The sequence below is a fragment of the Pseudomonas fluorescens genome, from assembly GCF_902497995.1.
Classification (GTDB): Bacteria; Pseudomonadota; Gammaproteobacteria; order Pseudomonadales; family Pseudomonadaceae; genus Aquipseudomonas; species Aquipseudomonas fluorescens_BK.
Genome location: NZ_CABVII010000011.1, coordinates 106,406 through 130,726, shown reverse-complemented (window position 1 = coordinate 130,726; position 24,321 = coordinate 106,406). Strand labels below are relative to the sequence as shown.

The following is a 24,321-nucleotide window of genomic DNA, read 5'->3' as shown; positions in this document are numbered from 1 at the left end:
GACCCGACCCCCTGCCCGACCTGTCAAGCGAAAAACACCCGAAAAGCGGCTTTTTTCGATCTTTTTTCACGAAACGGCATCAGGGCCGAGCCGTGGCCATGGTATGGGCCAGCGCATCGCCGAACTCCTGCGCCTTGTGGGCCTTGACGATGTTTTCCGCGATCTTGAAGAACGGGAAGATGGTGCGATAACTGGGTGCGCCATCACTGAAGATGAACACCGGCTGAACAGCCGCCCCCCACTTCGTATTCATGCGCTCCCACACACCCGACTCATCACCAACCACGCCGCCAAAGTAGCGCCTGTTACCTTTGGCCATACTGCGCTTGCTGTCCGTGGCGTTCGCATTGAAGCCACCGACGGTTTCAGCCGCACCCAGACCCGACAGCACCTTGGTCATCAGGCCCCGCGATACGTTGCCGTACTGGTTGAGAAACACCTTTGAGGGCAGCGCGTACTGGCCCGACTTCATGATGCCGCGCGCAATCAAGGACTTCTCAAAGCGCTTATGCGGCCGCAAGCCACCAAAGACCGCCTGCTGCAGGTAGGCATCTGCAGGAATGCCCGACGTCCAAGAATCCTTGAAGTACACCTCAGCCGGCTTGCCCTTGGTCGTCGCAGCCTTCACAAACAGGCTGTTCATCGTGGTCGGGGTTGGCCGATCGAGGCGCTGCCGCATCACGGCCAGTTCGCCCTTTTTGATCCGTTTAGCCAAACGGGTTGCCGTCAGGACCAACGCAAAAGGGATATGCCGGCGCTGCAAATCCATCGCCGACTTGGTCAGCGGTGCGTCATCAACGCCGATATCGAGCTTGAACATCAGTCACCCCCGTCACAACAAAGAGCCCTTACTTGGCCAGCTTCGGCTGCAGGACCACGCGGGCGATCATCACGATGACACCGAGGACGGCATAGGCCACCGGCGGCAGGATGGTCTGAAGCTGAGGCATCAACTGCTCAGCAACACCCAGCGCGACTACTGAGGCACCAGCCTGCACACTGGTCATCTTCAGGGCCTGTTTCCAATTTTCGATAAGTTGCATGGTCACTCCTGCCGTCTGGGCAATCTGAAATCAGCGAAACGATCAGCCAAATCAGCGATCTTCTTCACACCAAGGAAACCTATGAACACACCGGCAGCCGTCGCAAAGTTCTGAGGCAGCCCGAAGTACTCGAGTAGCGGGATAAGCCCAATGGTGATCAGCGTGCAAAGCGATGCTTCGAGCAAAGCCTGTCGTCGAGTGCCGCCGCCGTAGATGATCCGAAGAGCACCCACAACAAATGACAAGGCACCGGCATAAATCGTTGGGGCATGCTGGCCAAGCCACGCGATCACCATCAGCCAGGTGTCAGGTTTGTCGGGCATATTTTTCATTCTCATATGCCCTCACGGGGCGAGTAATAGGTTCGGCCCCAACAGCACTCCCAGCTCGGAGCGATGGGTGTGGTGGGGCCGAAAACGAAAAAGCCCCGGCAAATGCCGAGGCTCGAAGAACTGTAGAAAGCAAAAAGCCCAACTCTAGGGTCGGGCTTTGCTCGCGGAAAAACCGCAAAGTAACGAGAAATCTATAGATCGGGACCGGGGCTGTCAAGCGGCTTCGCGGCGAGTTTCTAGAGCACCGTCAACCCAAGCGACACCCGCCTTCCAGAGTTGCCGGGCCTTCTCTTCACCGAACTTCAAGTCGCGCGCTACATCCCTGAAAGTCGCATGCCGCGAGGTGTAGTACTTGATAATTACCCGGCCGCACTCTGGGTAGCGATTACGAAGCCGACCAACCAGACGATCTATGAGCAAAGCCTCATCGTCGGTGATCATCGGATCGGCGATGGTGTTTTCCCGTGAAGCACAGCAGGACACGCAAGACCCCAACACTACCCAGCGACCCCAATGCTCGAGCAGATCTTCCACGGTGCGATCATTGAACTGTTTTGCTCTGGTCATTGCTCAATCCCCTGTGTAATTCGTGCCACCGGCGCCCCGGCGGTTGTTCTGTTGGTACTGCACGCCCTCGCCCGACAAATACGGCGCACGCTTGAGTGCTGTGATTTCGCGCTGAGCCTCCTGCAATTTAAAGCTCAACTGGGTTACCAACTCGTCTGAAGAAAGCACCAACCTACTACCCGAAACAACCCAACCTGAGCCGTTGCAATGGGTGCAGATCAGCTCGAAAAACACCCCTTTTTTGACTGCTCTACCCCTGCACATCGGGCAAAGCTCCAGCTCGACCCTTTCCTTGCTAAAGCCAGGCCCCAGTGCTTGCTGCATGTTTTGATACCTCGCCCTTAACAAATTGCGGAGTTGACTCGCAGGCCGCGCTATTCAAGGCGTCTGCGAGGTTTTGCGAATCTTCATATCTAACGCCTGTCTGCTCGTGGATCGCCTTGAACCCGCGCTCATCTAACCAGTTGTGCCACTTCACCAGCGCCAGACGACGCTGCTCCTTGGCCTGGGTGTTGATGTAGGTCGAAGCGATCTTGCCCAGCGAATGGTTCAACAACATCTCGCCGATATGGCCGTCTACGCCGAGGTCAGTCCAAGCAGTACGGGCCACCTTGCGCAGGTCGTGACTGGTCCAAGCGCCGTGCCCCAGTCGGGTGAACACTGCACTGGCCTGGTTATCGCTCAGAGCCTTGCCTCGGCGAGATGGGAACAGGAAAGGGCCTTCATACCCCTGGGCGGCCTGAAGGTCACGGTACCGGCGCAGCAACGCGCAGACTTGGTCGGTCAGCGGCACCCGCAGCTCGGTCTTGCTCTTGGTGTGCTCGGCCGGCAGGAACCACTCACGCTCAGGCAGAGCAATGTCGGCCCAGCGGGACTGGCGGGTTTCGCCGATCCGCGTACCGTGGCACAGCATCATCAAGGCCAGCATGGCGTCACCGGGTGCGCTCTCGAAGCGCTCGGTCAGCTGCGCCACCAGTTCGGGCAACTGGACATCGCGCAGGCGGGCGGGCTTTGGCAGGATGCGGGCCGTCGTGAAGTGGATGAACTTGAGCTCGGCCATCGGGTTGGCCGGGATCAGGTCCAACTTGCGAGCCTGCCGGAAGGCCACCGCGAGCAGGCGGTACAACTGCTGGACGTACGACAGCGACAATTCTTCCTGTGCCGGCCACATCAGCAGCTTGTCGAGGGTCTGGGCGTTGACGTCGCGGATAAGCAGATCGTCCAGGCGTGGTTTGAGCTGGCAACTGATCGCCGACTTGCCGGCTGAACGTCGCTTGGCAGAGAGCGCGCGGGAGCGGGCCATGCGATCGCCAAACCAGTCCAGCAGTTCGCCGACGGTCACCCAACCTGAAACGCTGGCAGCGCCATCAGCCGCAACTCGCAGGCGCACGGCTGGCAAGGCCGCGACGACCTGCTTGGTGGAAAGATCAGGAAAGCCGCCGATGCGGTGCCACTGGCGTTTATTCAGCAGGTACCAAGACCCGCGCGCGCGGTTCTTCGCATAACGGAAGTGCAACGCCGGGTGACTCGCATCATGCAGGTCACGCACATGCTCAAGCTTGGCGTTGCGCTGAATTTCAGTGTCTGACAGCTTCACGGTCAGGGTCTTGATCAGAGCGCTCAATCGGTCATCTCCGGTTGGGCGAGACGGTCAACCACCTCGAACGTTGTAGGCCACATCCACGCGCCATACCGATTGGCCATGGCCTCGTCGGCGAACAGCGCCAAGGCATGGTCTGGCGTGCTGCTCAAATCCATTTTGAAAGAGCAGCAGAACACCGCGAAGCGGTAGGTGGACGGCTCGGGAACAGCAAGTCGCTTGGAGTCCATCAGAATGTTTCCTTTTGACGGTAACGGTTGGCCAGGCTGGTGACCTTTGCCGGTGGCTCGACAGCCTCCGGTTTCCACCCGGCAGCAAGGTTTTCAAAGCGGTTGTACTGGCCAAGGAATGCCGTGCGGACCGTGCCCATCTCAATGTCGCGCCCCTTACCGATGATGATTTCGGCAATGCCCTTGGCTTCGGTGTTTTCGTGATAGACCTCGTCGCGATACACGAACAAGATCACGTCGGCGTCCTGCTCGATGGCGCCTGACTCCCTCAAGTCCGAGGGGATTGGCCGCTTGTTGGGGCGTTCTTCGCATTTGCGGGAGAGTTGGCTCAGCAGCACGACGGGAATGCCCAGCTCCTTGGCGAGCAGCTTGCAACCGCGACTAATGCTGCTGACCTCTTCGGTCCGGTTGCCGCCCTCGCCTTCCAGCAGCTGCAAGTAATCGATCATCAGCAGGTCCAGGCCATAACGCATCTTGTGGCGGCGAGCCAATGAGCGAATGCGGCCAATCGATGATCCGGCGCGGTCAGCGATGTACAGCGGGGCCCGGGTCAGCACACCGGCCGCGGCCGCGAGTTCCGCGCCGTGGCTCTGGCATGCCGTACCGTTCTTCACCATGGTGAGCGGGATACGACCCTCAGATGCCACGGCCCGGTCGAGCAGCTGACCTTTATTCATCTCCAGGCTGATGACGAGTGCCGACTTGCTTTGGCGCACTGCTGCCTCGAGAACAAACCCCATCGCCAAGGTGGTCTTGCCCATGGCAGGACGCCCGGCAACGATGTACAGATGATCTGGCTGTAGGCCACCCAATTTCTCGTCAAGGTCTTTCAGGCCAGTCGATATTCCGATGAGAGTTTCACCGCGGGCATGGCGGTCGTGGCGGTCCTGCCAAACTTCCAGCTGATCGACCAGCACATCGCCGACTTTGACGATGTCGTCATCGCCCGAGCCGCAGTCAATCGCCATGGCGGCAGCCTGGACAGCGGCGATCTTCGCCTGCACATCCTGATCACTGTGAGCGATATCCATCGCCTGGCCGCCCAGATCGAACAGTGCCCGCTCGATTGCCCGCTCCCGCACGATTTCCGCGTAGGTCTTGGCATTGGCAACGCTGGGAGTGCCATTAACGATTTCGGCGCAGTAGGCGAAGGCAGGAGATCCGTCCAGCAGATTGCCAACGTGATTGCCAACCGTGAGGAAGTCGACAGCTTTGCCAGCCGAGCGAAGCGCCACGATCCCCCGGTACACCTCTGCGTTCTCGGGAAAGAAAAACGATTCAGGGGACAGGTCGTCGCTCAGGGTGTCGATCAGCTCAGGGCGCTGCATCATCGCGCCAAGCAGGCCGTGTTCGGCCTCGATGCTGTGCGGATCACGCATGGTAATTACCCTCGACAACCTTCACGAAGTTGCTCGGGGCGATCAGCCAGTCGAAGTTGCAACGGAACGGGCTGCCACCAGAAGCGGACACCTCCCCCATCAGAAACTTGCTCGAACGGACCAGGGCGAAATACTCAGCCCAGAAGCCGAGATCCTTATGCACATCGCTTTCGTTCCAGCGGGCATTGATCTTGGCGATTCGATCCTTGGTCAGCATCACGACCCGAGGGAATTCAGGAATTGTTTTGTTGAACAAGTCGACGATTGCCTGGATTGGGCATTTCGCCTTCGAGACTTTCGGGATTTGTTCATCGCCGACAAGAGGTGATGGTTCACTTGATGGTTCTATTACGGTTCTGGGTGCGGCTGCTGCGGGGGTTTGTGTCGTCAGCTGCGGGGGTGACGGTGCATCTGCTGCGGGGTGCGGCTCTTGCTGGGGTGCATATGCTGCCGGGGTTAGGGTGTACATGGTCGAGCGACCCATGCGCTCACGAACTGACAAGAGTCCAACCTGGCCCAACCACTTGATCGCAGTCTGGACAGTTCTTTCAGCAAGGCAGGTACGTTCCGAAATACGAGCAACTGAAGGCCAGCAAACTCCCTCGTCGTTAGCGTTGTCCGCCAACGAAATCAGCACAGCCTTTTGTGGTCCGCTCATGCCCTGAAGCGGCCAGCACAAGCTCATGATTATGGTGCTCACAGCTGTTCTCCAGTTTCAGATTCAACCGTGACGTTGAGTCGTGACACGTTTTCCGATTGCTCGGAAAGTGTCACGACCAGACGGGTATTGCCGGGGGTGCTTAGGTTGTGCATAATCATCTCCACAAAGTTTTGCCGCTGTTGAAAAAACCGACCTCGTACGTCGGTTTTTTTGTGTCTGAAATTCAGGCAGCCTTAAGCGACTCGCGCAGAACATGCAGCGCGTCGATGGCTTCCTGGATGGCTTTATCGCCCTGGGCTTTTTCGTGCTGGCTGATGTGGTTGTCGGCGGTTGCATCGAAGATCAGGCGACCCACATCACCGCACTCGGCGGACAGGTGCCCTAGCGCAGTCAACAATGGCTTCGGCGCTGGACGCTCACGCGCCACCAGATCAAAACCGAACTCGTCAGCTAGAGCCGCCAGCGGGCCCTTGTCGCCGGTATGCAGCAAGATCCCGTACAGATGCTCAATAGTCAGGTGGTGAGCGTCGTTGTCCGGGTTTGCGCGCTGGAGCAGGCTCACATGCGGAACACCCATCTTGGCGCTCAACGACTTCGCTTCATTGTCCTTGACCGCGTCGTGGCAGGCCCGCAAGAACTTGTCCATTCGTAAAACCTCGTTTCTGTTTCCGTGGTGGCGTAATGCCAACAAGGCGATCATTGGTTCATCAACTGATCAGGGATGAACCCATGACCTTATTTTCTTTTTGGCCCCTTATTAGGTGCCAGCCCCGCTTTGCTCAATCCCTATTGCGGCCCCTTATTAGGGGCCGGACCGTTACCTACCAGGGAAAATCGAAACCACGTTCTCTGCCTGCGCCCCTTGTGCGCAGTGAGCAGCGAGGCGGCCTCGCAAGGTGGCTTTATCTGCTGCGAGGCGAGCAGCACTACGCCGCTCGATTACGCGCAGCTCTGTCATCTGCAAGATCCGGTCGGCCAGCTGATCCATACCGATACCAACCTCGTCAGCCCACTTCTCAAGACCGTCCTTCTCTTCCTGCGTGTACTGCCCTACTTCTGGTAATGCAGGCATTGGCGCCTCCTCCATGGCCTCGTCAGGCCCTGAGCTGTTTGTCGTTGATCTGGGGCATGTCGTCCTGCTCCCGCTTGGCCTGCAGGGCTGACCGAATGAGTTCGCGAGCCAGTGCACCAGGTTGAATCTTCAGCTCGCGAGCCAGTTCACCCAGCGCCGGAAAGCCGTCCAACTCGTTGTCGTCAAGCAGCGGGAAGTACCCGTAGTCCCGCTTGAACTGCAAAGCCGCCAGAGTGAGATCGCGAACCAGTGCGCCCGGCTGAATCTGGCGCTCGACTGCTTCGGTCACGAGGTCGGCGTAAGCGTTGTCATTCAACCGCGACTTCAGCTGATGGGTGTTGCGATGCTTTTTGTTGTCGTAGGCCATTGGTTCACTTCCGGGGTCGGTGTGACGGGACTGGGTCAGGCGGCGGCTTTTTTGGGATGGGCTTCCGAGAGCAACCAAGACGGTTCGAACGGCTTTCCATTGGCAGCAGCTAGGGCAGCAATTCGCTCGGCATAGCGCGTCTCACCGGTGTATTCGGTGCGCGGCAAGCAGTCAGCGGTAAGCCACTTGTAAACGGCCCGAGGAGACTTTTCGCAGGCCAGCGCAACCACCGGCACGCCGCCAGCGTCATTGATCGATTTCTTAAGCGGCCGCATAAGGCCTCCGAGTCAATGTATGAACTTACAGTACATATTATGTCGGAACTGAAAGTACATGCAAGGGCGTGCGATGCTGAACCAATGGTTCAGATAGAAGAAATTCGCGCAGCGTTCGTTGCTCGCCTCAAAAAAGCGCTTTCCGCCCACGGCATTGACCAGTGGGGCGCTGGGGCTCGCCTGGCAGAAATTGCCAAAGTCACCCCCAAGGCTTCGAGCAAGTGGCTAAATGGTGAGGCCTTACCAGGGCCCGCCAAGATGAGCGCTATAGCGGATGCGCTAGGTGTAAAAATCGAATGGCTTCAACATGGCGCAGGTGGTGAGCCCAAGATTTCAAAGCTTGCTGAAGTAGAAAGTGGCGATAGTGAAAGCCACTCCCAATCGGCAGCTGATATCGTCCGGAACATGCTTTCCAAACAAGGAAAAGGATTGTCTGATGATGCTCGCAGGCGGTTACTTGCAGTTGCCGAGGCCGATGACGGCGGAGGTGTCATTGAGCTGGATTACTATCGTCCTGGAGCGATGGGTGACGAGGTCTGGATCGCGCATTACGACATCCGCGCTGCGATGGGTGGCGGGCAGATCCCGCACGACTATCCGGAAATGCTCCAGGACGTCCGGGTCAGCCCTCAGCATCTGCGCGAGATGGGTGTCGAGTTTAAGGAGCACTTCCATCTCAAGATGGTCACCGGATGGGGCCAGTCAATGGCGCCAACGATCAAGCATCGCGATCCGCTTCTCGTGGACGTCAGCATTCGTGATTTCGCAGGCGACGGAATTTACATGTTTTCCTGGGATGGACACCTGTACATCAAGCGCCTCCAGTGGATGGGCGATGATCGAGTCAAAATGATTTCTGATAATACCAGACACCCGCCGGAGACGATCCGCGCAGAAGAGGTTCACATTCAGGCTCGCGTGCTCCTGGTGTGGAATTCCCAGCTGGTTTAGCCCCTGCCTTATGGTTGTAACCCGTTATTAGCCAATCGAGAGCTGCCCAGCCCGGCCGGTTAAATGCTGAAATAATTCTGCTGGGGAGCAGCACCCCGCACCTTAAAAAAATCGCAGGAAGCAGATCGCCATGAGGGACGTTGTATTTGTTGATGGGCCGGAATCTTTCTTAAGCGCCCTAGATCAGATTCGTGATTTTGGCGGGGGACTTCCCGTCTTTAGGGGCTGGCCCATATTCGACGTTAAGGTGGAAGGCGATCGATATAAGGGTACGTTGACACCGAAGCTGATGCTGGGCCTTATCGAGTTCCAAGAGCAATTGATGCGAGCCTATACGGAAATTAGGTACGGCTCATCATCACTTGCTAAGCTGACGGCAGCCGAAAAGGCTGAGCTCGAGCTCATTTTCCACATCACGGAAGGAAGCACTGATGGCCAGGGTCCGCTTGATAATGCTCTCAACAAAATCATATCGGCCCTTCCCATGAGCAAAATGAGCGGCGGACAAGTCACTGCGCTGCTGATTGTTGCAGTGCTGTGTTTCGCTGGTTACATGGTTTTTTCCGGCTGGAACCATTCCGACCTGGAAAAGGCAAAGCTGGCAAGCGCAGACAAGACCTCTCAAACTCAAGCCGCGCTGGTTTCCAAACTGGCTGACGCCCTCGCCTCAAGCAAGCTCCCGCCAGAAGCGGTAGCTATAAAGGACCGAGCAGCTGAGGGTTATCGAGCTATCGTTATAGGGGCACCGGATGCCTCATCCATAGATATTCAAGGCGAGCACTTTAATGCTGACGAGCTCGATAAGATCCGAGCTCAGGAGCCGCCAATCAAGACGCGCCAAGAGCGACGGGAGGATGTTTACATCGAGATGATTAAGCGTCATCCCGAATATCTGTCGTTGACGCTTAGGCTTCCTGGTCAGGACTATACATTTCCAGGCAGAGTGGATCTTTCGAAGTTCGATCAGCAGAAAATAAATCAACTTTTCGATTCGCTGCGCGACTCTAGCCCCCTACGTATTTTCCATTATTCGGCTGAGCAAAAGGAGAAAATTGTCCGCACTGACGTCCTAGCAGTGGATGACATCACGGTCGCACGTAGTGCCCGGCTTTCCCAGCAATAATATCTCGATCAGATAAGCCCGCCCCTCAGCGGGCTTTTTCTTGCTTGCTAGAAAGGCGCCGGCTCCTCTACTGGCTCGAAAGCTTCTACCGGCCGATCTTCCTCGGTGCTCGCCTCCCACTTCAGCGTCACCGACTCATCATCGTTGAACGTCATATCTATCTCGTCCGTCTCGGATAGCAAGCCCATCACCTCCTCCCACTCCCGATCCCCATCGGTATCCAGACGATGAATCGTTACCCACCGCTGAGTCTGCGCGACCGGGTGGTTGATCATCGATGAGACGCGCATCCCGAGCCGCTCGACGCCGCTGACTTCCTCCCGGATTGTTGCTTTCGCCTGCTTCTTCGCCTTTGCCATATCGCCCTCAGATTGCTGTATATGCATCCAGTATAAACCCGACTATATCGAAGCCATCTCCTTCGGTAAATACCTAAAACAACCTGCGGCGGACATTCACCGTTCTCTGTACTTTTGGAACAAAATGTACTTTTGGTACTTGACCATTGTGAACCATTAGTACATATTCGCCCCATCACAGCCGGCACCCAATCAGGGGCCAGCTGAGAAGGGTCGAGAGACCTGCTGCTCTTTAACAGTCAGCGCAACAAACAACAGACCGCATTGCCTCTACCGGCGACCGGCGAGCAGACAGGCCCGAAAGCCTGCCAACGACAGGGAGCACCCTGTACGGCTGATCGATGGTGAAACGCCAGAACCGTGTGAATGACCCGGCAAGCAATGCGCCCCGCCCCGTCCGGCGGCAATCGTAAACAAATTGCACTTAACCGGAAAACTTTTTCCGTATCACTCACGGAGGGTTTGCATCAATGCAGCATTAACGGTTTCACCTTGGTAGCGCAGCAAGCCTGAAGGCTGCGCTGAAAATCCTGACAGGCAGCGGACAGTTGTGGCGTCGATGTCACCGCGCATCGGCCAGCCCTGAGCTGGTAGCCCGCCCGAACGTATATGGACCACCGCTAACGAATCAACCCCAGGCCGACGCCAGTAGCGGGCCTGGGTACCCCCTTCTCTGCCTTTATCCGTCAGCACTCTCCCCTGCGCCCAACGGCAACCAGCAGGCGGCCGAGTGCTGACGAATATACACACCCCACAACCCGAGGGATCAGCCATGCAAATGCACCCAATGATGCAAGCGCGAGTCGACGGCAACATCGCCCTGCACATCCGCGCAACGGCGGCCACCGCCGAGTTCTACGCAATGATCGGCAAGACTGCGCCGGTCAGCGCTGTTCGCTTTCAGGTCGTGACCAAGGCCGAGAACGCCTATCACGTCATTGAACGTGCCACCGGCAAAGTGAAAGGGTTCCGCTTCACTTGGCGGGCGGCAATCAACCTGGCACAGGTGCTGGAAGCGCGAGCCGACGGTGCGAAAGTGAACATCGATGGGTGGGACAAATGATCGGAGTACCAATGCCCAACCCGCGGGACTCGATCATCGCCAATCTCAACCAGCAGATGGATCACTTCTTCGCCACCGGCAAGAAGGCGCAGGAGATCCCTCGCGGCGTCAGCGCTGATGCGCCCTTCATTGGTACCACCAGCCACCATGACCGCCTCCGGGCAGGACGTGACAAGCTGGCACCCCAAGTCAAAGAACAGGCCGACGCCGGGAAGACTGCAGCTGAAGCCGCTAAAGCGCTGGGCTTGCACGTCAAAGGCGTGAAGCTGATTGGCCAGGAGAACGGCTTTAAATTCGCCGAACCATCGTGAGGCGCATCAACAACCAGGTGCGCCAGCGCCGACGACAGACATGGCTGGATATACCGGCCCACGGAATTGAAGAGGCAGGCCATGGCCAAGAGCAACGCAGAGATTCAGAAGGACAAGCGCGCCAAGGAGCGTGCCCTGCTGGATCGTATCGGTGCCGAGAAGCGCACTCTGATTGTGTCGAAGGCATTGGATGATGCCCTTCAGGTGCTGGGCGAACGCCACAGCTTCGAGGAATGGCAGGAGACGGTATCGACGTTCTTGATCAATCTGGCTGCCGCGACGGCCGAAGAATCGGAACGCTTCATCACTATGTCGCGACCTAAATTAGTGATTAAAGAAAAGTGGTCGCGGCAGCTTGAGAATTTTGCAGAAACCGGAATAGCGCCTTGAGTTACGGTCGCCTCTTTTTTTGGAAATCGGCGGAAATTTCGGAATGCAGGCCATTGCCCGAAAAGTGATTGCCCGGATGAATGAAACCGCTTCCATCATCGATCACAAATCTGATGGAGTATCGCAAAAGAATATCCCGTAAGCGCATCAATTCGACCGGGTCAGATGGCTGCTTCACGAGCAATCTGCCTATCCCTCCATTAGTTTTCGGAGTCGATTGCTCCAAGTACTCATAATCTTTTAACGCAGACATCAGCGCATCGTAACCACCAATCAAAATAGCTCTACGGGCTAGCTTCACTTGGATAGTAAATACTGCTGCGTAGCGGGCAATAGAGGGATCAGGCCATGATCGCTCTTTCCATCCGTCGCTATCCTTGCTTTGGATCATATACGGACCATCCCCAAAAAATTCTTGCCGTGTTTCGGCTAGATGGGCCATTTCAAATGTCGACTGAACTGTTGACGCGATTTCGAATACTGGCGTTGAGATCGAAACGACCAGCATAGAGGCTGCCGCCAATCCTTTGAGGTATGCCTGCAAGTCTTTTTGCTGAACTAGTTCTTTCATCGTCGCGTCCTTGATCCGGCTCCATGCCGGGTCGAACACAAATACCCCACTTCAACATCTAACGCCAGCAATAACGTGCGCCCTACTGCTTATGTTCCGCTCACTAAAGTCACACCTTCGACCGGTTCTTCTCCGGTATACATCGGCGCAGAGATACTTTCTCCCAAACTAGAGACACCCGACTTTATCTCACAAGCTAGACGCTCTAGCTTTTCAGCTTGTTCGATGACGACCATGTTCAGTTGCTCAATTTGAAGATTTGCCTCTACTTCAGAATCTTTGATTACATTTCCCGAATCATCGAGCAAACCACGGGAGTGCGGTAGACACTCTCTAAAAGCCATAGATTCAGCATGTGCGGCAAACATCAGCAGCATTTGTTTTGTAGGCTGATTACGCGGGTCAAACGTCAGAGTCATGCTTCTTTCATCAGCGGTCAGCTGAGTAGCTCTACCGCCAGACAAATCTGAATTACGATGGGATAGAAGCCAGCACGCGAACCCTGCCATCCCAAATACAAATGATCCCGCGAGAGGCACTTCCCATCCGGCCTTACCAGCCCACAAAAAGGCACAGCTTGCTAACAAACTGACGCCGGACAAAACTAGACAACCGACTGTAAATATCTGGCTTTTTTGAGGGGCAAGGGAAACTGTCGTTTCAAACTTTCCTTCCACGCTCATATTAGGCAGCCCCAATGGAGATAGTGCCATCGTCATGGTACGTCGGCGCGAAATAAGGAAACTGGTTTTTCATGTAATTATTTCGCACATGAAATAACCGCACGATGTTCAGAATCATACCTTCGAAAACTATCGAAGTATGCTCATCGATAAAGCAACGCTCCAAGCGAATGGAAGTCGTTGCAACATGAAGCACGCAACCGTCAAATCTGCAATTCTGGAACTGCCAACCATCAAGACGCATGGTTTGATCTTTAAACCACTGCCCTTTAACGATTGGATTTGCAGAAAGTCCAAGCCCTTGAGCAAGGCTATTAAATGGTCCAGGTGGTGTTGGCGCTGAGGGAAAGCTCAATTTTATATGCCTATACAGGTTAAGAATTTAATTCCATCGAAAGATAACTCACAAAAACTACTTCCGCCACCGAGGTATTAATAAATGCAGAAAATTTATCTCAGCGGGCCAATGACCGGCTTCCCCGATCTGAACTTCCCCGCCTTCCACGCTATGACCACCAGCCTGCGCGCCGCTGGCCACGCCGTTACCAACCCCGCCGAACTCAACCCGGACGGCGGTTCCTGGAGCGACTGCATGCGCCGCGACATTGCCGCTCTAATGGAGTGCGACACCGTGGCCAGACTGCCCGGTTGGCATACTTCGAAGGGCGCACGCCTCGAAGTGCTGATCGCTGAACGCCTCGGCATGACGGTTGTGAATGCCCATGATCTGGTATCGATGGAGATTGCATGATGAGCGATGTAGATCGGTTTACGCGACAGGGTGTTGGGTCGTCCGAGCGGTGCCACGAAATCCCAGGCACATCAGGCGTTCGCCTGAACATGCTAGCCAACCAGGGCGAATGACTCGACAGGAGTACATCCTCGAGCGCCGCTAACCCCTCTTCCACCTACCAGCCCGCCGGTGAACGGCGAGCGAGGTATCGCCATGATTGACGAAGAGAAAGTGCAGTGCACGCGCTGCCGAAACAAACACCAGCACGGCGAGCGCGCCAGGGTGCCGAGCAAATGGCTCAGCGGAGCAAAAGACCTGGTCTGCCCGCGCTGCAACTGCCGCAATTATTACCGCTTGGGTGCCGACGGCAAGCGAGCGGCGTAACCATCCCCATCTTCTGTCGCCACGCGCGGCATGGAGCATCCAATGAAAAAAGAACTGATCAAGATTAGCGAGTTTCAGCGCCGGCGCTGGGGCGAGAATGGTACCCCTCAATGCCCCCAGGCTATCCGCAACCATATCCGCAACGGCGTGGTGCCCGGCGAGCAGATCGGGAAACTCTGGTACGTTGACTGGACCGCATTCAACCGCTCTGCCGGTAACGACCTGGTGGCGATGGTATTGAAAGGAGCTGCATGATGGCGCCTCGGCCGCGCAACACTGCGAATAAAAACCTTCCGCAGAACCTGTACTTTGACGCGCGGCGCTCGACCTATCGCTACCGGCGGCCAACCGACGGCAAGTGGTTCCAATTCGGCACCGACCGCGTTAAGGCTATCGATGCCGCGAAGCAATTGAATCTGGAGTTTATGCGCGGTGCTGACTTGGTCGGCGCCGTGCTATCCGCATCATCAGAGTCGTTTGCCAACTTCCTCGATAAATACGAAGCCGATGTCCTACCGCCGCGCGAGCTGGCCAAGGGCACGCTCGGCCTGTACGCGGTGCACTTTAGGCGATTCCGCATACAGTTCGAGGGAAAGGCGGTCGACCAGATATCGATCCGCATGGTCGCGGAAATGCTGGACGCTCTCACCCCGCGCACGGCGAACCAGTGCCGGGCGCTGCTCGTCGACATCTTCAACCACGCCGCGGCCAAGGGCTTGTGCCCAGACAACCCGGCGGCAAGCACGATCAACCGTATAGAGAAGAAACAGCGCAAGCGCCACACCGTCGAGGGCTTGAAAGCCATCCGGGAAAATGCACCGGCCTGGCTGCAAAACGCAATCGATCTGGCCCTCATTACCGCCCAGCGGCGAACGGACATCCTCGACATGCGGTTCGATGGGGTTCGGGAGGGATATCTGTATGTGGTGCAGAAGAAAACGGCGAAGGCCACCGACGCGGCGTGGATTCGTTTTCGGGTCACCCCAGAGTTTCAGGCAGTCATCACCCGGTGCCGGGACGATATCGCATCGCCGTACCTGGTGCACCGCAAGCCAGATCGCCTTAAACAAAAGCAAGCGCAGAACAAAGACCACTGGACAAAGGTTGAGGAGAGGTATTTGACTCGAGCTTTCAAGGACGCCCGGGAGGCAGCGGAATGCTACAAGGGATGGAAGGAAGAGGAGATGCCGGGTTTCCACGAAGTGCGAGCGCTGTCGCTGCATCTGTACAAGAAAGCCGGAAAGGATGGGCAGAAGATCGCAGGGCATGCAAGCGAAGGCATGACCAAAAACTACCAGCGGGACCACGAGGAAATCGTCTGGTCAGAGGCGACTCCAGATCTAGATATAAGTGAAATCGCAGGGACGTGACTATCTTTTGGGGATTTTCCGAAAATCCTCGCCATTTTTATGAGTGACTCCAACCTGAAGTATTAGGCTAAAAGACCCTAGGACCGCTGTTAGGCAGCCTGAAAACTCCAAATCCTCGCACCCCTTAAAGCGAGATCGGATGGTGCTCCTGATTGCATATTTGTGTACTTCCAGCTTGCTCGAATCTGGGTCAAGAGTGTGCGCCATCATATTGCGAACACGATTGACCTTTTCCGCCACCGACCATAAATCTGCAAGCGATCCGATTTTAATATCATTGGGATAAAGGGCTTTCGATAGGTCCAGCACCTGGGAAAACGTAAACCGCGAATCGGCAAGAAATCGTGGTTGAGGCACCATCGCCGAGCAAAAGTCACGCAGCATTTCTTCAAGCAGTAAATGACATTTGAGGATTAGGGTGATGTCATCCATTTGACCATTGAAGTGTTTCAGGAATTTTTGGTCGTGCTTCTCGCTGAACTCAAGATTCACCATTGATTAGCCCTTTCCATGCGTCGAAAATCTCAAGGGTTTTGCGCCAGTTTTGCGCGGGTTTTGCGCAGACACAAAAAAGCCGATCTGGCTGATCGGCTTAAGTGCCTGATTTTACTCAGGAAATATGGTCGGGACGGAGTGATTCGAACACTCGACCCCTAGCACCCCATGCTAGTGCGCTACCGGACTGCGCTACGCCCCGACTAGGCGTGTTACCTGTTCCTCACCTCGAGGAACGCTCAAGAATATATCCCAAGCTTTTGAAAACTGGAAGTATTTAAAAGCAGAAATTTATTTCTTGAGCCCAACCAGTACATCTTCGAGCTCGGCAACCATCTGCCGGATCATCTGCTTGTACTGGGTGGTGTCATCTTTGGCTTCATCGCCGGACAAACGCAAGCGTGCGCCGCCGATGGTGAACCCCTGATCGTAAAGGAGCGCGCGGATCTGCCGGATCATCAGCACGTCCTGGCGCTGATAATACCGGCGGTTTCCGCGACGTTTGACGGGGTTCAGTTGAGGAAACTCCTGCTCCCAATAGCGCAGCACGTGCGGTTTTACCGCACACAGCTCGCTGACTTCACCGATGGTGAAGTAGCGTTTGCCGGGTATGACGGGAAGCTCGTCGTTATGACTTGGTTCCAGCATAAGCCTCAACTCGGGCCTTCAACTTCTGCCCTGGACGAAAGGTGACCACACGGCGAGCCGTGATCGGGATTTCTTCCCCCGTTTTCGGATTGCGGCCAGGCCGCTGGCGTTTGTCCCGAAGGTCGAAATTGCCGAAACCGGACAATTTGACTTGTTCGTTGTCTTCAAGAGCGTGCCTGATTTCTTCGAAAAACAGTTCGACCAATTCCTTGGCTTCCCGTTTGTTCAGGCCTAGCTCTTCATACAGACGTTCCGCCATCTCAGCTTTCGTCAAAGCCCCCATACGTCACTTCCTTAACGTGGCGTTCAACCTTTGTTCGAGCGAGGTGAGGATGTTTTGTGTCGTGGTATTCACCTCATCGTCATTAAGAGTGCGCGATGGATGCTGCCAGGTCAAGCCGACTGCAAGGCTTTTTCTATCAGGATCAATGCCTTTACCCTGATACACGTCAAATAGCCTGAGGTCTGTCAGCCATTCGCCTGCATTCTCACGGATTACGTCCAGTACGGCGCTGGCCGCGACGTCCTTGTGCGCAATCAGGGCCAGGTCACGTCGCACTTCAGGAAAGCGCGATAACTCCTGGAATTTAGGCATTTTGCCCAATGCCACTTCGGCCAGGACCAGCTCGAAGACGAAGACCGGACGGTCGAGACCGAGGGTTTTCGACAGTTCGGGGTGGATAGCGCCGACGAAGCCGACCAAGCGGCCTTCACGTTCGATGCGCGCGGTTTGACCCGGGTGCAATGCAGGGTGTTTGCCCGGCACGAAGGTGAACGAATCCAGGGCACCGGCGAAGCCCAGTACCGCTTCCACGTCGGCCTTGACGTCGAAGAAGTCGACGACATCGCGACCTTGTGCCCAGCCTTCCGGCAGACGGCTGCCGCAGACGACGCCAGCGAGCATGGGTTCTTGCTTCAGGCCGGCCAGCTGACCGACGAAGCGCAGGCCGCTTTCGAACAGGCGGACACGATCCTGTTGCCGGTTCAGGTTGTGCTGCAGCGCCTTGACCAGACCTGGCCACAACGACGAGCGCATGGCGGCCATGTCGTTGGAGATCGGGTTGGCCAGTAGCAGCGGTTCGACACCCGGATTAAACAACTCGAATTGTTTCGGATCGATGAAGCTGTAGGTGATCGCTTCCTGGTAACCGCGGGCCACCAGCAGACGACGCAGCTCAGGCAGGTCGCTACGGGCTTCAGCCTTGGCTTGCGGTGCCAGGCGGGCTTGCGGGTAACGAACCGGCAGACGGTTGTAGCCGTACAGGCGGGCCAGCTCTTCGATCAGGTCGACTTCCAGGCTGATGTCGAAGCGATGGCTCGGCACTTCTACACACCACCGCCCTGCCCCGTCGGCGGAAACGGTCAGGCCCAGGGCGTTGAGCAGGCGCTCGACTTCGGCCGGGTTCATTTCCATGCCGAGCATCTGGGTGATGCGCTGGGCACGCAGGGTGACCGGCGCGATCTTCGGCAGGTGCTGCTCGCTGACGGTTTCGATGATCGGGCCGGCTTCGCCGCCGGTGATTTCCAGCAGCAGGCCGGTGGCGCGCTCCATGGCTTCACGGGCCAGCTGCCAGTCCACGCCACGCTCGTAGCGGTGCGAGGCGTCGGTGTGCAGGCCGTAGGAGCGGGCCTTGCCGGCCACGGCGATCTGGTCGAAGAAGGCGCTTTCGAGGAATACATCGCGGGTGGTCGCGGTGTTGACGCCACTGTGCTCGCCGCCCATGACGCCGGCGATAGCCAAGGCGCGGGTGTGGTCGGCGATCACCAGGGTATCGCTACGCAGGCTGACTTCCTGACCGTCGAGCAGCACCAGCTTCTCGCCCTCGATGGCCATGCGCACGCGGATGCCGCCATTGATTTCGGCGAGATCGAACGCGTGCAGCGGTTGACCCAGTTCCAGCATCACGTAGTTGGTGATGTCGACGGCGGCGTCGATGCTGCGCACGTCGGCACGGCGCAGGCGCTCGACCATCCACAACGGCGTAGCCCTGGACAGGTCGACATTACGGATCACGCGACCCAGGTAACGCGGGCAGGCGGCGGGCGCCAGCACTTCAACCGAGCGCACTTCGTCGTGCACGGCCGGCACGGTGGCGATGACCGGACGGGTGACTTCGGTGGCGTACAGCGCGCCGACTTCACGGGCCAGGCCGGCCAGGGACAGGCAGTCGCCGCGGTTCGGGGTCAGGTCGACCTCGATGCTCGAGTCGTCCAGGCCCAGGTATTCACGAATGTCTTCTCCGACCGGTGCATCGGCCGGCAATTCCATCAGGCCGTCGTTGCCTTCACCGACTTGCAGCTCGGCTTGCGAGCACAGCATGCCGTTGGACTCGACGCCCCGCAGCTTGGCTTTCTTGATCTTGAAGTCGCCTGGCAGTTCGGCACCGATCATGGCGAACGGGATCTTCAGGCCCGGGCGCACGTTGGGTGCACCGCAAACCACCTGAAAGGTCTCCGCGCCATTGCTGACCTGGCACACGCGCAACTTGTCGGCGTCCGGGTGCGGCTCGGTGCTCAGCACCTCGCCCACCACCACACCGGTGAACTCGCCGGCGGCCGGCGTAACGCTATCGACCTCAAGACCGGCCATCGACAGACGGGCAACCAGCTCGTCGCGACCTACCTGCGGGCTAACCCAGCCACGCAGCCATTTTTCACTGAATTTCATCCTGCTCTCCTAAGAATTCGTTACGACTAGCGAAATTGCGCGAGGAACCGCAAGTCGTTGTCGAAGAACAGACGCAAGTCGTTCACGCCGTAACGCAGCATGGCCAGACGCTCAACGCCCATGCCGAAGGCAAAGCCCGAAAACTCTTCCGGGTCGACCCCGGACATGCGCAGCACGTTGGGGTGAACCATGCCGCAGCCCATCACTTCCAGCCAGCCGGTCTGTTTGCAGACACGGCAGCCTTTACCGCTGCACATCACGCATTCCATGTCGACTTCAGCGGATGGCTCGGTGAACGGGAAGTACGAAGGACGGAAACGCACGGCCAGTTCTTTTTCGAAGAACACGCGCAGGAACTCTTCGATGGTGCCTTTGAGGTCGGCGAAATTGATGTCGCGATCGACCAGCAGGCCTTCGACCTGGTGGAACATCGGCGAGTGGGTGATATCGGAGTCGCTGCGGTACACACGGCCCGGGCAGACGATGCGGATCGGCGGCTGTGTCGATTCCATGGTGCGGACCTGTACCGGCGAGGTATGGGTGCGCAGCAACATGTTGGCATTGAAATAGAAGGTGTCATGCATCGACCGGGCCGGGTGATGGCCTGGGATGTTGAGCGCTTCGAAGTTGTGGTAGTCGTCTTCGACCTCAGGGCCTTCGGCGATGCCGTAGCCGATGTGGGTGAAGAATTGTTCGATACGTTCCAGAGTGCGAGTAACCGGATGCAGGCCACCCGAGGTCTGGCCGCGGCCAGGCAGGGTCACGTCAATGGACTCGGCGGACAGTTTGGCGGCCAGGTCGGCCTCTTCAAACAGTGCCTTGCGCGCATTGAGAACCTCTGTGACACGCTCCTTGGCAACGTTGATCAGGGCGCCGACTTGCGGACGCTCTTCTGCCGGCAGATTCCCCAGGGTCTTCATCACCTGAGTCAATTCGCCCTTCTTGCCAAGGTAGTGAACCCGGATTTGCTCCAGGGCATTGATATCTTCAGCGCTTTGCACAGCCTCTAGTGCTTGAGAGACGAGCGCATCCAGGTTTTCCATGTACAGACTCCAGATACAAAATAGGGGAAGAGCTTGAAGGCTCTTCCCCTATTTATGACGTTTAACACCTGGCCCCACGGAGGTGAGGCCGGGTGACTGTCGGGGGTACTTAAGCCAAGGTGGCTTTAGCTTTCTCGACAATCGCAGCAAACGCCGCTTTTTCGTTCACTGCCAGATCAGCCAGAACCTTACGGTCGATCTCGATGGACGCTTTTTTCAGGCCGGCGATGAAACGGCTGTAGGACAGGCCGTTGATACGTGCACCAGCGTTGATACGAGCGATCCACAGAGCGCGGAACTGACGTTTTTTCTGACGACGGTCACGGTAGGCGTATTGGCCTGCCTTGATTACCGCTTGCTTGGCAACACGGAATACGCGCGAGCGAGCGCCGTAGTAGCCTTTAGCAAGTTTCAGAATTTTTTTGTGACGTTTACGGGCAATGACGCCACGCTTTACACGAGCCATGAGTTACTTCCTCTATTCTTGACTAAATTAACGAAGGCGCAGCATGCGCTCGACTTTTGCCACGTCACACGGTGCCAGCAAGCTGCTACCGCGCAGTTGACGCTTACGCTTGGTCGACATTTTAGTCAGGATGTGGCTCTTGAAAGCGTGCTTGTGCTTGATACCGTTAGCAGTTTTCAGAAACCGCTTAGCAGCACCACTTTTAGTTTTCATTTTTGGCATGTTCGGATACTCCGCATTCAGTTGATAAACATAATCAGAAGGCCTGCCGTGCCCTATTGATTACTTCTTCTTTTTCGGGGCGATGACCATGATCAGCTGGCGTCCTTCCATCTTAGGATGCTGTTCGACCGAACCGTACTCGAGCAAGTCACCTTCAACTCGCTTGAGGAGTTCCATCCCCAGCTCCTGGTGGGCCATCTCACGGCCGCGGAATCGCAAGGATACCTTGGCCCTGTCCCCATCACTCAGGAAACGTACCAGGTTGCGCAGTTTTACCTGGTAATCCCCTTCCTCCGTCCCTGGACGAAACTTGATTTCTTTAACCTGAATCTGCTTCTGGTTTTTCTTGGCCGCGGCAATCTGCTTCTTCTTCTCGAAGATCGATTTGCCGTAGTCCATCAGTTTGCAAACAGGGGGTACTGCATCGGCGGAAATTTCCACCAGATCCAGTTTGGCCTCTTCAGCCTTAAGAAGCGCGTCTTCAATTGACACAATCCCAAGCTGTTCACCCTCAGCTCCAATTAACCGAACCTCGCGTGCCGAGATATTCTCGTTGATCGGGGCTTTCGGTGCAGCTCGTTTATCTTGTCTCATTTCACGCTTAATAGTAATTACTCCGAATCTGGGCGACCACGCCGGGAAACCGCTTGCGCGAGAAACTCAGCGAACTGGGCGACGGGCATCGAGCCCAGGTCAGCACCTTCACGAGTACGCACAGCGACAGTCTGCATCTCGACTTCCCGATCTCCGATAACCAAGAGATAAGGAACCTTGAGCAACGTATGCTCGCGGATTTTAAAGCCGATCTTTTCATTTCTCAAGTCAGACTTGGCACGAAATCCGCTTTCGTTGAGGGTTTTTTCGACCTCGGCGGCAAAATCGGCCTGTTTATCAGTGATATTCATGATCACTGCCTGGGTCGGAGCCAGCCACGCGGGGAACGCACCCTCGTAGTGCTCGATCAGGATTCCGACGAAACGTTCGAAGGAGCCCAGGATCGCCCGGTGCAACATCACCGGGTGCTTGCGACTGTTGTCTTCGGAGACGTATTCGGCTCCCAGGCGGACAGGCAGGTTAAAATCGAGCTGAAGGGTACCACACTGCCAGACACGGCCAAGGCAATCTTTCAGCGAGAATTCGATCTTCGGACCGTAGAACGCACCCTCGCCCGGCTGCAAATCGTACGGCAGCCCAGCACTATCAAGGGCTGCAGCCAATGCCGCTTCGGCGCGATCCCACAGCTCGTCGGAACCGACGCGTTTTTCCGGACGAGTGGACAGCTTCATCTCGACGTCTTTGAAGCCGAAGTCGGCGTAGACGTCCATGGTCAGCTTGATGAACGCGGCGGATTCGGCCTGCATCTGCTCTTCGGTGCAGAAGATGTGGGCATCGTCCTGGGTAAACGCACGCACGCGCATGATGCCGTGCAGCGCACCCGATGGCTCGTTACGGTGGCAAGCACCGAATTCGGCCAAACGCATTGGCAACTCGCGGTAGCTTTTCAGGCCCTGGTTGAACACCTGCACGTGGCAAGGGCAGTTCATTGGCTTGATGGCGTAGTCGCGGTTTTCCGACTGGGTAGTGAACATGTTGTCGGCGTAGTTGGCCCAGTGCCCGGATTTCTCCCACAGGCTGCGGTCAACGACTTGCGGCGTCTTGATTTCCAGGTAGCCGTTGTCGCGCTGAACCTTGCGCATGTACTGCTCAAGCACCTGGTACAGGGTCCAGCCGTTCGGGTGCCAGAACACCATGCCCGGCGACTCTTCCTGGGTGTGGAACAGGCCCAGGCGCTTGCCGATCTTGCGGTGATCGCGCTTCTCGGCTTCCTCGATGCGCTGGATGTAAGCCGCCAGCTGCTTCTTGTCGGCCCAGGCGGTGCCGTAGACGCGCTGCAGTTGCTCGTTCTTGGCATCGCCACGCCAGTAGGCGCCGGACAGCTTGGTCAGCTTGAAGGATTTCAGGAAGCGCGTGTTCGGCACGTGCGGACCGCGGCACATGTCGACGTATTCTTCGTGATAGTACAGGCCCATGGCCTGCTCGTTCGGCATGTCCTCGACCAGGCGCAGCTTGTAGTCTTCGCCGCGGCCCTGGAACACTTCGATCACTTCGGCGCGCGGAGTGACTTTCTTGATCACGTCGTAATCTTTTTCGATCAGCTGCTGCATGCGCTGTTCGATGGCGGCCAGGTCGTCCGGAGTAAAAGGACGCTCGAAGGCGATGTCGTAATAGAAGCCTTCGTCAATGACCGGACCGATGACCATCTTGGCCGTCGGGTACAATTGCTTGACCGCGTGACCGACCAGGTGGGCGCAAGAGTGGCGAATGATCTCCAGCCCCTCTTCATCCTTTGGCGTAATGATTTGCAGCGTGGAATCGCTGTCGATGAGGTCGCTGGCGTCGACCAGCTTGCCATCGACCTTGCCGGCCACGGTGGCCTTGGCCAGACCGGCACCAATGGATGCGGCGACCTCGGCTACGGAAACCGGGTGATCGAATGAACGTTGACTGCCATCGGGAAGAGTAATAGTTGGCATGGCGCCTCCTCTCCTAGTGGTGACCCCTACCAAAGGTCACGTGGGTTGGGATGAGCCAGTACAAGATCCGGTCCAGGCCATTCAATGACGAACGCCTGCCTTACAGCGGCAGGAGCCTTGCGGCCAACCGGAAAACCGAACCAGAGTGACTGGGATTCAAATCAGGGTTGTTCGCGCCTCTGCCGCCACCGGGACTGAAGGTCATCCGGAGCCTGCAAACGCCCGAGCGAGGCATGCTAGCACAGATGAACGGTCGTCGCGGCACCGAGGCTTGCCGCGGGGGTAAATCGGGCCTTTTTATGCCAGAGTGCTGAACTTGAACCGCGCTTTACCCCTCAGATAACAAGACATTGACCCACAAGGAGCATCCCAGCATGCGTCTGAATCGTTTGTTCGCAGTCGTCGCCCCCATCGTCCTGCTGCTGCCACTGGCCGCCCATGCCGACTGGCCAAAGGGCGAGCGCGAAAAATACATGGCTCAGTGCACCCAGGCAGCCACCCCGCAGATCGGCGCGCCTGCAGCCAAATCTCACTGCGCCTGCGGGGCCGATGCGATCAAATCGTACCCGGCCAGCGACCTCCAGGCCTTGATGGACAACACGGCCAGTGATGCCCTTAAACAGAAAGCACTTACGCAAATCGCTTCGTGCAAGGCCAAGCCCGAGGCGAAAAAGTAAGCCTGACTCAGGGCTTTCAGGGGCCCAATCGACGGAGAAAAGCCGCTGAAAAGCGCTTTCTCCTACAATTTATCCAGGTTCTACAGCTTTTTTTTCCGTCTTTA

At 56.9% G+C, this 24,321-nt stretch carries 36 protein-coding genes and 1 tRNA gene; 10 read left to right on the top strand and 27 right to left on the bottom strand.

Annotation, left to right across the window (positions count from 1 at the left end; all coding sequences use genetic code 11):
• Positions 1 to 79 precede the first annotated feature (79 nt).
• From F8N80_RS14960 to F8N80_RS14900, 13 genes are all read right to left on the bottom strand, one after another.
• Entirely contained in the window at positions 80 to 820 is a 741-nt protein-coding gene (locus F8N80_RS14960) for a hypothetical protein (RefSeq protein ID WP_150784166.1), read from the bottom strand.
• Positions 821 to 848: 28 nt separating this feature from the next.
• Positions 849 to 1,043, bottom strand: a complete 195-nt coding sequence (locus tag F8N80_RS14955; RefSeq protein WP_150784165.1) for a hypothetical protein — start codon at positions 1,041 to 1,043, stop codon at positions 849 to 851.
• Positions 1,044 to 1,045: 2 nt separating this feature from the next.
• On the bottom strand, positions 1,046 to 1,375 hold the full coding sequence (locus F8N80_RS14950) for a phage holin, lambda family (protein WP_150784164.1): 330 nt from the start codon (positions 1,373 to 1,375) through the stop codon (positions 1,046 to 1,048).
• 213 nt (positions 1,376 to 1,588) lie between these two features.
• The gene (locus F8N80_RS14945) at positions 1,589 to 1,942 is read right to left on the bottom strand and encodes an antiterminator Q family protein (protein WP_150784163.1); all 354 of its coding nucleotides are present in this window, start codon (positions 1,940 to 1,942) and stop codon (positions 1,589 to 1,591) included.
• 3 nt (positions 1,943 to 1,945) lie between these two features.
• Positions 1,946 to 2,266, bottom strand: a complete 321-nt coding sequence (locus tag F8N80_RS14940) for a hypothetical protein (RefSeq protein WP_150784162.1) — start codon at positions 2,264 to 2,266, stop codon at positions 1,946 to 1,948.
• A complete protein-coding gene (locus F8N80_RS14935) occupies positions 2,238 to 3,566 on the bottom strand; it encodes a tyrosine-type recombinase/integrase (protein ID WP_150784161.1) in 1,329 nt (442 codons plus the stop codon). Before F8N80_RS14935 ends, F8N80_RS14940 begins: the two co-directional genes overlap by 29 nt.
• A complete protein-coding gene (locus F8N80_RS14930; protein WP_150784160.1) occupies positions 3,563 to 3,772 on the bottom strand; it encodes a hypothetical protein in 210 nt (69 codons plus the stop codon). Before F8N80_RS14930 ends, F8N80_RS14935 begins: the two co-directional genes overlap by 4 nt.
• Positions 3,772 to 5,151 (bottom strand): replicative DNA helicase, encoded by a 1,380-nt coding sequence (dnaB, locus tag F8N80_RS14925; RefSeq protein ID WP_150784159.1) that lies wholly within the window; start codon positions 5,149 to 5,151, stop codon positions 3,772 to 3,774. The genes F8N80_RS14930 and dnaB overlap by 1 nt, the downstream gene beginning before the upstream one ends.
• Positions 5,144 to 5,851 (bottom strand): helix-turn-helix domain-containing protein, encoded by a 708-nt coding sequence (locus F8N80_RS14920; RefSeq protein ID WP_224790689.1) that lies wholly within the window; start codon positions 5,849 to 5,851, stop codon positions 5,144 to 5,146. Before F8N80_RS14920 ends, dnaB begins: the two co-directional genes overlap by 8 nt.
• A gap of 184 nt (positions 5,852 to 6,035) precedes the next feature.
• Positions 6,036 to 6,458: a phage regulatory CII family protein gene (locus F8N80_RS14915; RefSeq protein ID WP_150784158.1), complete on the bottom strand. Its 423-nt coding sequence runs from the start codon at positions 6,456 to 6,458 to the stop codon at positions 6,036 to 6,038.
• 171 nt (positions 6,459 to 6,629) lie between these two features.
• A complete protein-coding gene (locus F8N80_RS14910; protein ID WP_150784157.1) occupies positions 6,630 to 6,884 on the bottom strand; it encodes a hypothetical protein in 255 nt (84 codons plus the stop codon).
• A gap of 22 nt (positions 6,885 to 6,906) precedes the next feature.
• The gene (locus F8N80_RS14905; protein WP_150784156.1) at positions 6,907 to 7,251 is read right to left on the bottom strand and encodes a hypothetical protein; all 345 of its coding nucleotides are present in this window, start codon (positions 7,249 to 7,251) and stop codon (positions 6,907 to 6,909) included.
• Between the two features lie 35 nt (positions 7,252 to 7,286).
• Positions 7,287 to 7,526, bottom strand: a complete 240-nt coding sequence (locus F8N80_RS14900) for a helix-turn-helix domain-containing protein (RefSeq protein ID WP_150784155.1) — start codon at positions 7,524 to 7,526, stop codon at positions 7,287 to 7,289.
• Positions 7,527 to 7,610: 84 nt separating this feature from the next.
• On the opposite strand from F8N80_RS14900, the gene F8N80_RS14895 reads away from it, so the two are divergent.
• Entirely contained in the window at positions 7,611 to 8,477 is an 867-nt protein-coding gene (locus F8N80_RS14895) for a LexA family transcriptional regulator (protein WP_150784206.1), read from the top strand.
• Positions 8,478 to 8,607: 130 nt separating this feature from the next.
• Positions 8,608 to 9,600, top strand: coding sequence for a hypothetical protein (locus tag F8N80_RS14890; protein ID WP_150784154.1), 993 nt, complete (start codon positions 8,608 to 8,610; stop codon positions 9,598 to 9,600).
• A gap of 47 nt (positions 9,601 to 9,647) precedes the next feature.
• Here F8N80_RS14890 and F8N80_RS14885 read toward each other — a convergent pair whose 3' ends face one another.
• The gene (locus F8N80_RS14885; protein ID WP_150784153.1) at positions 9,648 to 9,959 is read right to left on the bottom strand and encodes a DUF1654 domain-containing protein; all 312 of its coding nucleotides are present in this window, start codon (positions 9,957 to 9,959) and stop codon (positions 9,648 to 9,650) included.
• Positions 9,960 to 10,731: 772 nt separating this feature from the next.
• Here F8N80_RS14885 and F8N80_RS14880 point away from each other — a divergent pair.
• The 3 genes from F8N80_RS14880 (at position 10,732) to F8N80_RS14870 (ending at position 11,723) form a co-directional block, all read left to right on the top strand.
• Positions 10,732 to 11,022, top strand: coding sequence for a hypothetical protein (locus F8N80_RS14880; RefSeq protein ID WP_224790688.1), 291 nt, complete (start codon positions 10,732 to 10,734; stop codon positions 11,020 to 11,022).
• An 11-nt stretch (positions 11,023 to 11,033) separates the two neighbouring features.
• On the top strand, positions 11,034 to 11,333 hold the full coding sequence (locus F8N80_RS14875) for a hypothetical protein (protein WP_224790687.1): 300 nt from the start codon (positions 11,034 to 11,036) through the stop codon (positions 11,331 to 11,333).
• An 81-nt stretch (positions 11,334 to 11,414) separates the two neighbouring features.
• Positions 11,415 to 11,723, top strand: a complete 309-nt coding sequence (locus F8N80_RS14870; RefSeq protein ID WP_150784151.1) for a hypothetical protein — start codon at positions 11,415 to 11,417, stop codon at positions 11,721 to 11,723.
• A gap of 1 nt (position 11,724) precedes the next feature.
• Here F8N80_RS14870 and F8N80_RS14865 read toward each other — a convergent pair whose 3' ends face one another.
• The 3 genes from F8N80_RS14865 to F8N80_RS14855 all read right to left on the bottom strand — a co-directional run bounded on the left by F8N80_RS14865 (position 11,725) and on the right by F8N80_RS14855 (position 13,332).
• Positions 11,725 to 12,294: a hypothetical protein gene (locus F8N80_RS14865; protein WP_150784150.1), complete on the bottom strand. Its 570-nt coding sequence runs from the start codon at positions 12,292 to 12,294 to the stop codon at positions 11,725 to 11,727.
• Positions 12,295 to 12,383: 89 nt separating this feature from the next.
• Positions 12,384 to 12,977 (bottom strand): hypothetical protein, encoded by a 594-nt coding sequence (locus F8N80_RS14860; RefSeq protein WP_150784149.1) that lies wholly within the window; start codon positions 12,975 to 12,977, stop codon positions 12,384 to 12,386.
• 1 nt (position 12,978) lies between these two features.
• Entirely contained in the window at positions 12,979 to 13,332 is a 354-nt protein-coding gene (locus tag F8N80_RS14855) for a hypothetical protein (protein WP_150784148.1), read from the bottom strand.
• Between the two features lie 84 nt (positions 13,333 to 13,416).
• On the opposite strand from F8N80_RS14855, the gene F8N80_RS14850 reads away from it, so the two are divergent.
• The 4 genes from F8N80_RS14850 to F8N80_RS14840 all read left to right on the top strand — a co-directional run bounded on the left by F8N80_RS14850 (position 13,417) and on the right by F8N80_RS14840 (position 15,464).
• Positions 13,417 to 13,728 carry a DUF4406 domain-containing protein gene (locus tag F8N80_RS14850; protein ID WP_150784147.1) on the top strand — a complete coding sequence of 104 codons (312 nt, stop codon included), beginning with the start codon at positions 13,417 to 13,419 and terminating at the stop codon, positions 13,726 to 13,728.
• 195 nt (positions 13,729 to 13,923) lie between these two features.
• Positions 13,924 to 14,094, top strand: a complete 171-nt coding sequence (locus F8N80_RS31195) for a hypothetical protein (RefSeq protein WP_191632930.1) — start codon at positions 13,924 to 13,926, stop codon at positions 14,092 to 14,094.
• A 42-nt stretch (positions 14,095 to 14,136) separates the two neighbouring features.
• On the top strand, positions 14,137 to 14,349 hold the full coding sequence (locus tag F8N80_RS14845) for a hypothetical protein (protein WP_150763158.1): 213 nt from the start codon (positions 14,137 to 14,139) through the stop codon (positions 14,347 to 14,349).
• On the top strand, positions 14,349 to 15,464 hold the full coding sequence (locus tag F8N80_RS14840) for a phage integrase Arm DNA-binding domain-containing protein (RefSeq protein ID WP_150784204.1): 1,116 nt from the start codon (positions 14,349 to 14,351) through the stop codon (positions 15,462 to 15,464). Before F8N80_RS14845 ends, F8N80_RS14840 begins: the two co-directional genes overlap by 1 nt.
• Here the strand turns inward: F8N80_RS14840 and F8N80_RS14835 are convergent, their stop codons facing one another.
• From F8N80_RS14835 to thrS, 10 genes are all read right to left on the bottom strand, one after another.
• Entirely contained in the window at positions 15,465 to 15,959 is a 495-nt protein-coding gene (locus F8N80_RS14835; protein ID WP_150784146.1) for a hypothetical protein, read from the bottom strand. It abuts the gene before it with no gap.
• 125 nt (positions 15,960 to 16,084) lie between these two features.
• Positions 16,085 to 16,161 (bottom strand) — tRNA-Pro (locus F8N80_RS14830).
• Positions 16,162 to 16,250: 89 nt separating this feature from the next.
• Entirely contained in the window at positions 16,251 to 16,607 is a 357-nt protein-coding gene (locus tag F8N80_RS14825; protein WP_150743667.1) for a MerR family transcriptional regulator, read from the bottom strand.
• Complete coding sequence (gene ihfA, locus F8N80_RS14820) at positions 16,588 to 16,890, bottom strand: integration host factor subunit alpha (RefSeq protein WP_002553164.1); 303 nt, start codon at positions 16,888 to 16,890, stop codon at positions 16,588 to 16,590. Before ihfA ends, F8N80_RS14825 begins: the two co-directional genes overlap by 20 nt.
• 3 nt (positions 16,891 to 16,893) lie before the next feature.
• The gene (gene pheT, locus F8N80_RS14815; protein ID WP_150784145.1) at positions 16,894 to 19,275 is read right to left on the bottom strand and encodes a phenylalanine--tRNA ligase subunit beta; all 2,382 of its coding nucleotides are present in this window, start codon (positions 19,273 to 19,275) and stop codon (positions 16,894 to 16,896) included.
• A gap of 26 nt (positions 19,276 to 19,301) precedes the next feature.
• On the bottom strand, positions 19,302 to 20,318 hold the full coding sequence (gene pheS / locus F8N80_RS14810) for a phenylalanine--tRNA ligase subunit alpha (protein WP_150784144.1): 1,017 nt from the start codon (positions 20,316 to 20,318) through the stop codon (positions 19,302 to 19,304).
• Positions 20,319 to 20,427: 109 nt separating this feature from the next.
• Entirely contained in the window at positions 20,428 to 20,784 is a 357-nt protein-coding gene (rplT, locus tag F8N80_RS14805) for a 50S ribosomal protein L20 (RefSeq protein WP_007905879.1), read from the bottom strand.
• Between the two features lie 27 nt (positions 20,785 to 20,811).
• The gene (rpmI, locus tag F8N80_RS14800; RefSeq protein ID WP_008145659.1) at positions 20,812 to 21,006 is read right to left on the bottom strand and encodes a 50S ribosomal protein L35; all 195 of its coding nucleotides are present in this window, start codon (positions 21,004 to 21,006) and stop codon (positions 20,812 to 20,814) included.
• Positions 21,007 to 21,066: 60 nt separating this feature from the next.
• Positions 21,067 to 21,618: a translation initiation factor IF-3 gene (gene infC / locus F8N80_RS14795; protein WP_169857083.1), complete on the bottom strand. Its 552-nt coding sequence runs from the start codon at positions 21,616 to 21,618 to the stop codon at positions 21,067 to 21,069.
• Positions 21,618 to 23,540, bottom strand: a complete 1,923-nt coding sequence (gene thrS, locus F8N80_RS14790; RefSeq protein ID WP_150784143.1) for a threonine--tRNA ligase — start codon at positions 23,538 to 23,540, stop codon at positions 21,618 to 21,620. Before thrS ends, infC begins: the two co-directional genes overlap by 1 nt.
• Before the next feature lie 374 nt (positions 23,541 to 23,914).
• Between thrS and F8N80_RS14785 the strand changes: the two genes are divergently transcribed.
• Positions 23,915 to 24,217, top strand: a complete 303-nt coding sequence (locus tag F8N80_RS14785) for a hypothetical protein (RefSeq protein ID WP_150784142.1) — start codon at positions 23,915 to 23,917, stop codon at positions 24,215 to 24,217.
• Positions 24,218 to 24,321: the final 104 nt, after the last annotated feature.

What these genes read in the sequence shown, in the direction of transcription:
- pheS (WP_150784144.1), bottom strand. Translation starts at nt 20,318, where the DNA reads ATGGAAAACCTGGATGCGCTCGTCTCTCAAGCACTAGAGGCTGTGCAA.
- F8N80_RS14910 (WP_150784157.1), bottom strand. Translation starts at nt 6,884, where the DNA reads ATGCCTGCATTACCAGAAGTAGGGCAGTACACGCAGGAAGAGAAGGAC.
- F8N80_RS14885 (WP_150784153.1), bottom strand. Translation starts at nt 9,959, where the DNA reads ATGGCAAAGGCGAAGAAGCAGGCGAAAGCAACAATCCGGGAGGAAGTC.
- F8N80_RS14950 (WP_150784164.1), bottom strand. Translation starts at nt 1,375, where the DNA reads ATGAAAAATATGCCCGACAAACCTGACACCTGGCTGATGGTGATCGCG.
- F8N80_RS14880 (WP_224790688.1), top strand. Translation starts at nt 10,732, where the DNA reads ATGCAAATGCACCCAATGATGCAAGCGCGAGTCGACGGCAACATCGCC.
- F8N80_RS14870 (WP_150784151.1), top strand. Translation starts at nt 11,415, where the DNA reads ATGGCCAAGAGCAACGCAGAGATTCAGAAGGACAAGCGCGCCAAGGAG.
- F8N80_RS14905 (WP_150784156.1), bottom strand. Translation starts at nt 7,251, where the DNA reads ATGGCCTACGACAACAAAAAGCATCGCAACACCCATCAGCTGAAGTCG.
- F8N80_RS14835 (WP_150784146.1), bottom strand. Translation starts at nt 15,959, where the DNA reads ATGGTGAATCTTGAGTTCAGCGAGAAGCACGACCAAAAATTCCTGAAA.
- pheT (WP_150784145.1), bottom strand. Translation starts at nt 19,275, where the DNA reads ATGAAATTCAGTGAAAAATGGCTGCGTGGCTGGGTTAGCCCGCAGGTA.
- F8N80_RS14840 (WP_150784204.1), top strand. Translation starts at nt 14,349, where the DNA reads ATGGCGCCTCGGCCGCGCAACACTGCGAATAAAAACCTTCCGCAGAAC.
- F8N80_RS14945 (WP_150784163.1), bottom strand. Translation starts at nt 1,942, where the DNA reads ATGACCAGAGCAAAACAGTTCAATGATCGCACCGTGGAAGATCTGCTC.
- F8N80_RS14895 (WP_150784206.1), top strand. Translation starts at nt 7,611, where the DNA reads ATGGTTCAGATAGAAGAAATTCGCGCAGCGTTCGTTGCTCGCCTCAAA.
- F8N80_RS14845 (WP_150763158.1), top strand. Translation starts at nt 14,137, where the DNA reads ATGAAAAAAGAACTGATCAAGATTAGCGAGTTTCAGCGCCGGCGCTGG.
- F8N80_RS14850 (WP_150784147.1), top strand. Translation starts at nt 13,417, where the DNA reads ATGCAGAAAATTTATCTCAGCGGGCCAATGACCGGCTTCCCCGATCTG.
- F8N80_RS14915 (WP_150784158.1), bottom strand. Translation starts at nt 6,458, where the DNA reads ATGGACAAGTTCTTGCGGGCCTGCCACGACGCGGTCAAGGACAATGAA.
- F8N80_RS14875 (WP_224790687.1), top strand. Translation starts at nt 11,034, where the DNA reads ATGCCCAACCCGCGGGACTCGATCATCGCCAATCTCAACCAGCAGATG.
- ihfA (WP_002553164.1), bottom strand. Translation starts at nt 16,890, where the DNA reads ATGGGGGCTTTGACGAAAGCTGAGATGGCGGAACGTCTGTATGAAGAG.
- F8N80_RS14785 (WP_150784142.1), top strand. Translation starts at nt 23,915, where the DNA reads ATGCGTCTGAATCGTTTGTTCGCAGTCGTCGCCCCCATCGTCCTGCTG.
- F8N80_RS14890 (WP_150784154.1), top strand. Translation starts at nt 8,608, where the DNA reads ATGAGGGACGTTGTATTTGTTGATGGGCCGGAATCTTTCTTAAGCGCC.
- F8N80_RS14960 (WP_150784166.1), bottom strand. Translation starts at nt 820, where the DNA reads ATGTTCAAGCTCGATATCGGCGTTGATGACGCACCGCTGACCAAGTCG.
- F8N80_RS14825 (WP_150743667.1), bottom strand. Translation starts at nt 16,607, where the DNA reads ATGCTGGAACCAAGTCATAACGACGAGCTTCCCGTCATACCCGGCAAA.
- dnaB (WP_150784159.1), bottom strand. Translation starts at nt 5,151, where the DNA reads ATGCGTGATCCGCACAGCATCGAGGCCGAACACGGCCTGCTTGGCGCG.
- rplT (WP_007905879.1), bottom strand. Translation starts at nt 20,784, where the DNA reads ATGGCTCGTGTAAAGCGTGGCGTCATTGCCCGTAAACGTCACAAAAAA.
- F8N80_RS14900 (WP_150784155.1), bottom strand. Translation starts at nt 7,526, where the DNA reads ATGCGGCCGCTTAAGAAATCGATCAATGACGCTGGCGGCGTGCCGGTG.
- F8N80_RS31195 (WP_191632930.1), top strand. Translation starts at nt 13,924, where the DNA reads ATGATTGACGAAGAGAAAGTGCAGTGCACGCGCTGCCGAAACAAACAC.
- F8N80_RS14940 (WP_150784162.1), bottom strand. Translation starts at nt 2,266, where the DNA reads ATGCAGCAAGCACTGGGGCCTGGCTTTAGCAAGGAAAGGGTCGAGCTG.
- F8N80_RS14955 (WP_150784165.1), bottom strand. Translation starts at nt 1,043, where the DNA reads ATGCAACTTATCGAAAATTGGAAACAGGCCCTGAAGATGACCAGTGTG.
- rpmI (WP_008145659.1), bottom strand. Translation starts at nt 21,006, where the DNA reads ATGCCAAAAATGAAAACTAAAAGTGGTGCTGCTAAGCGGTTTCTGAAA.
- F8N80_RS14860 (WP_150784149.1), bottom strand. Translation starts at nt 12,977, where the DNA reads ATGAGCGTGGAAGGAAAGTTTGAAACGACAGTTTCCCTTGCCCCTCAA.
- F8N80_RS14865 (WP_150784150.1), bottom strand. Translation starts at nt 12,294, where the DNA reads ATGAAAGAACTAGTTCAGCAAAAAGACTTGCAGGCATACCTCAAAGGA.
- F8N80_RS14930 (WP_150784160.1), bottom strand. Translation starts at nt 3,772, where the DNA reads ATGGACTCCAAGCGACTTGCTGTTCCCGAGCCGTCCACCTACCGCTTC.
- thrS (WP_150784143.1), bottom strand. Translation starts at nt 23,540, where the DNA reads ATGCCAACTATTACTCTTCCCGATGGCAGTCAACGTTCATTCGATCAC.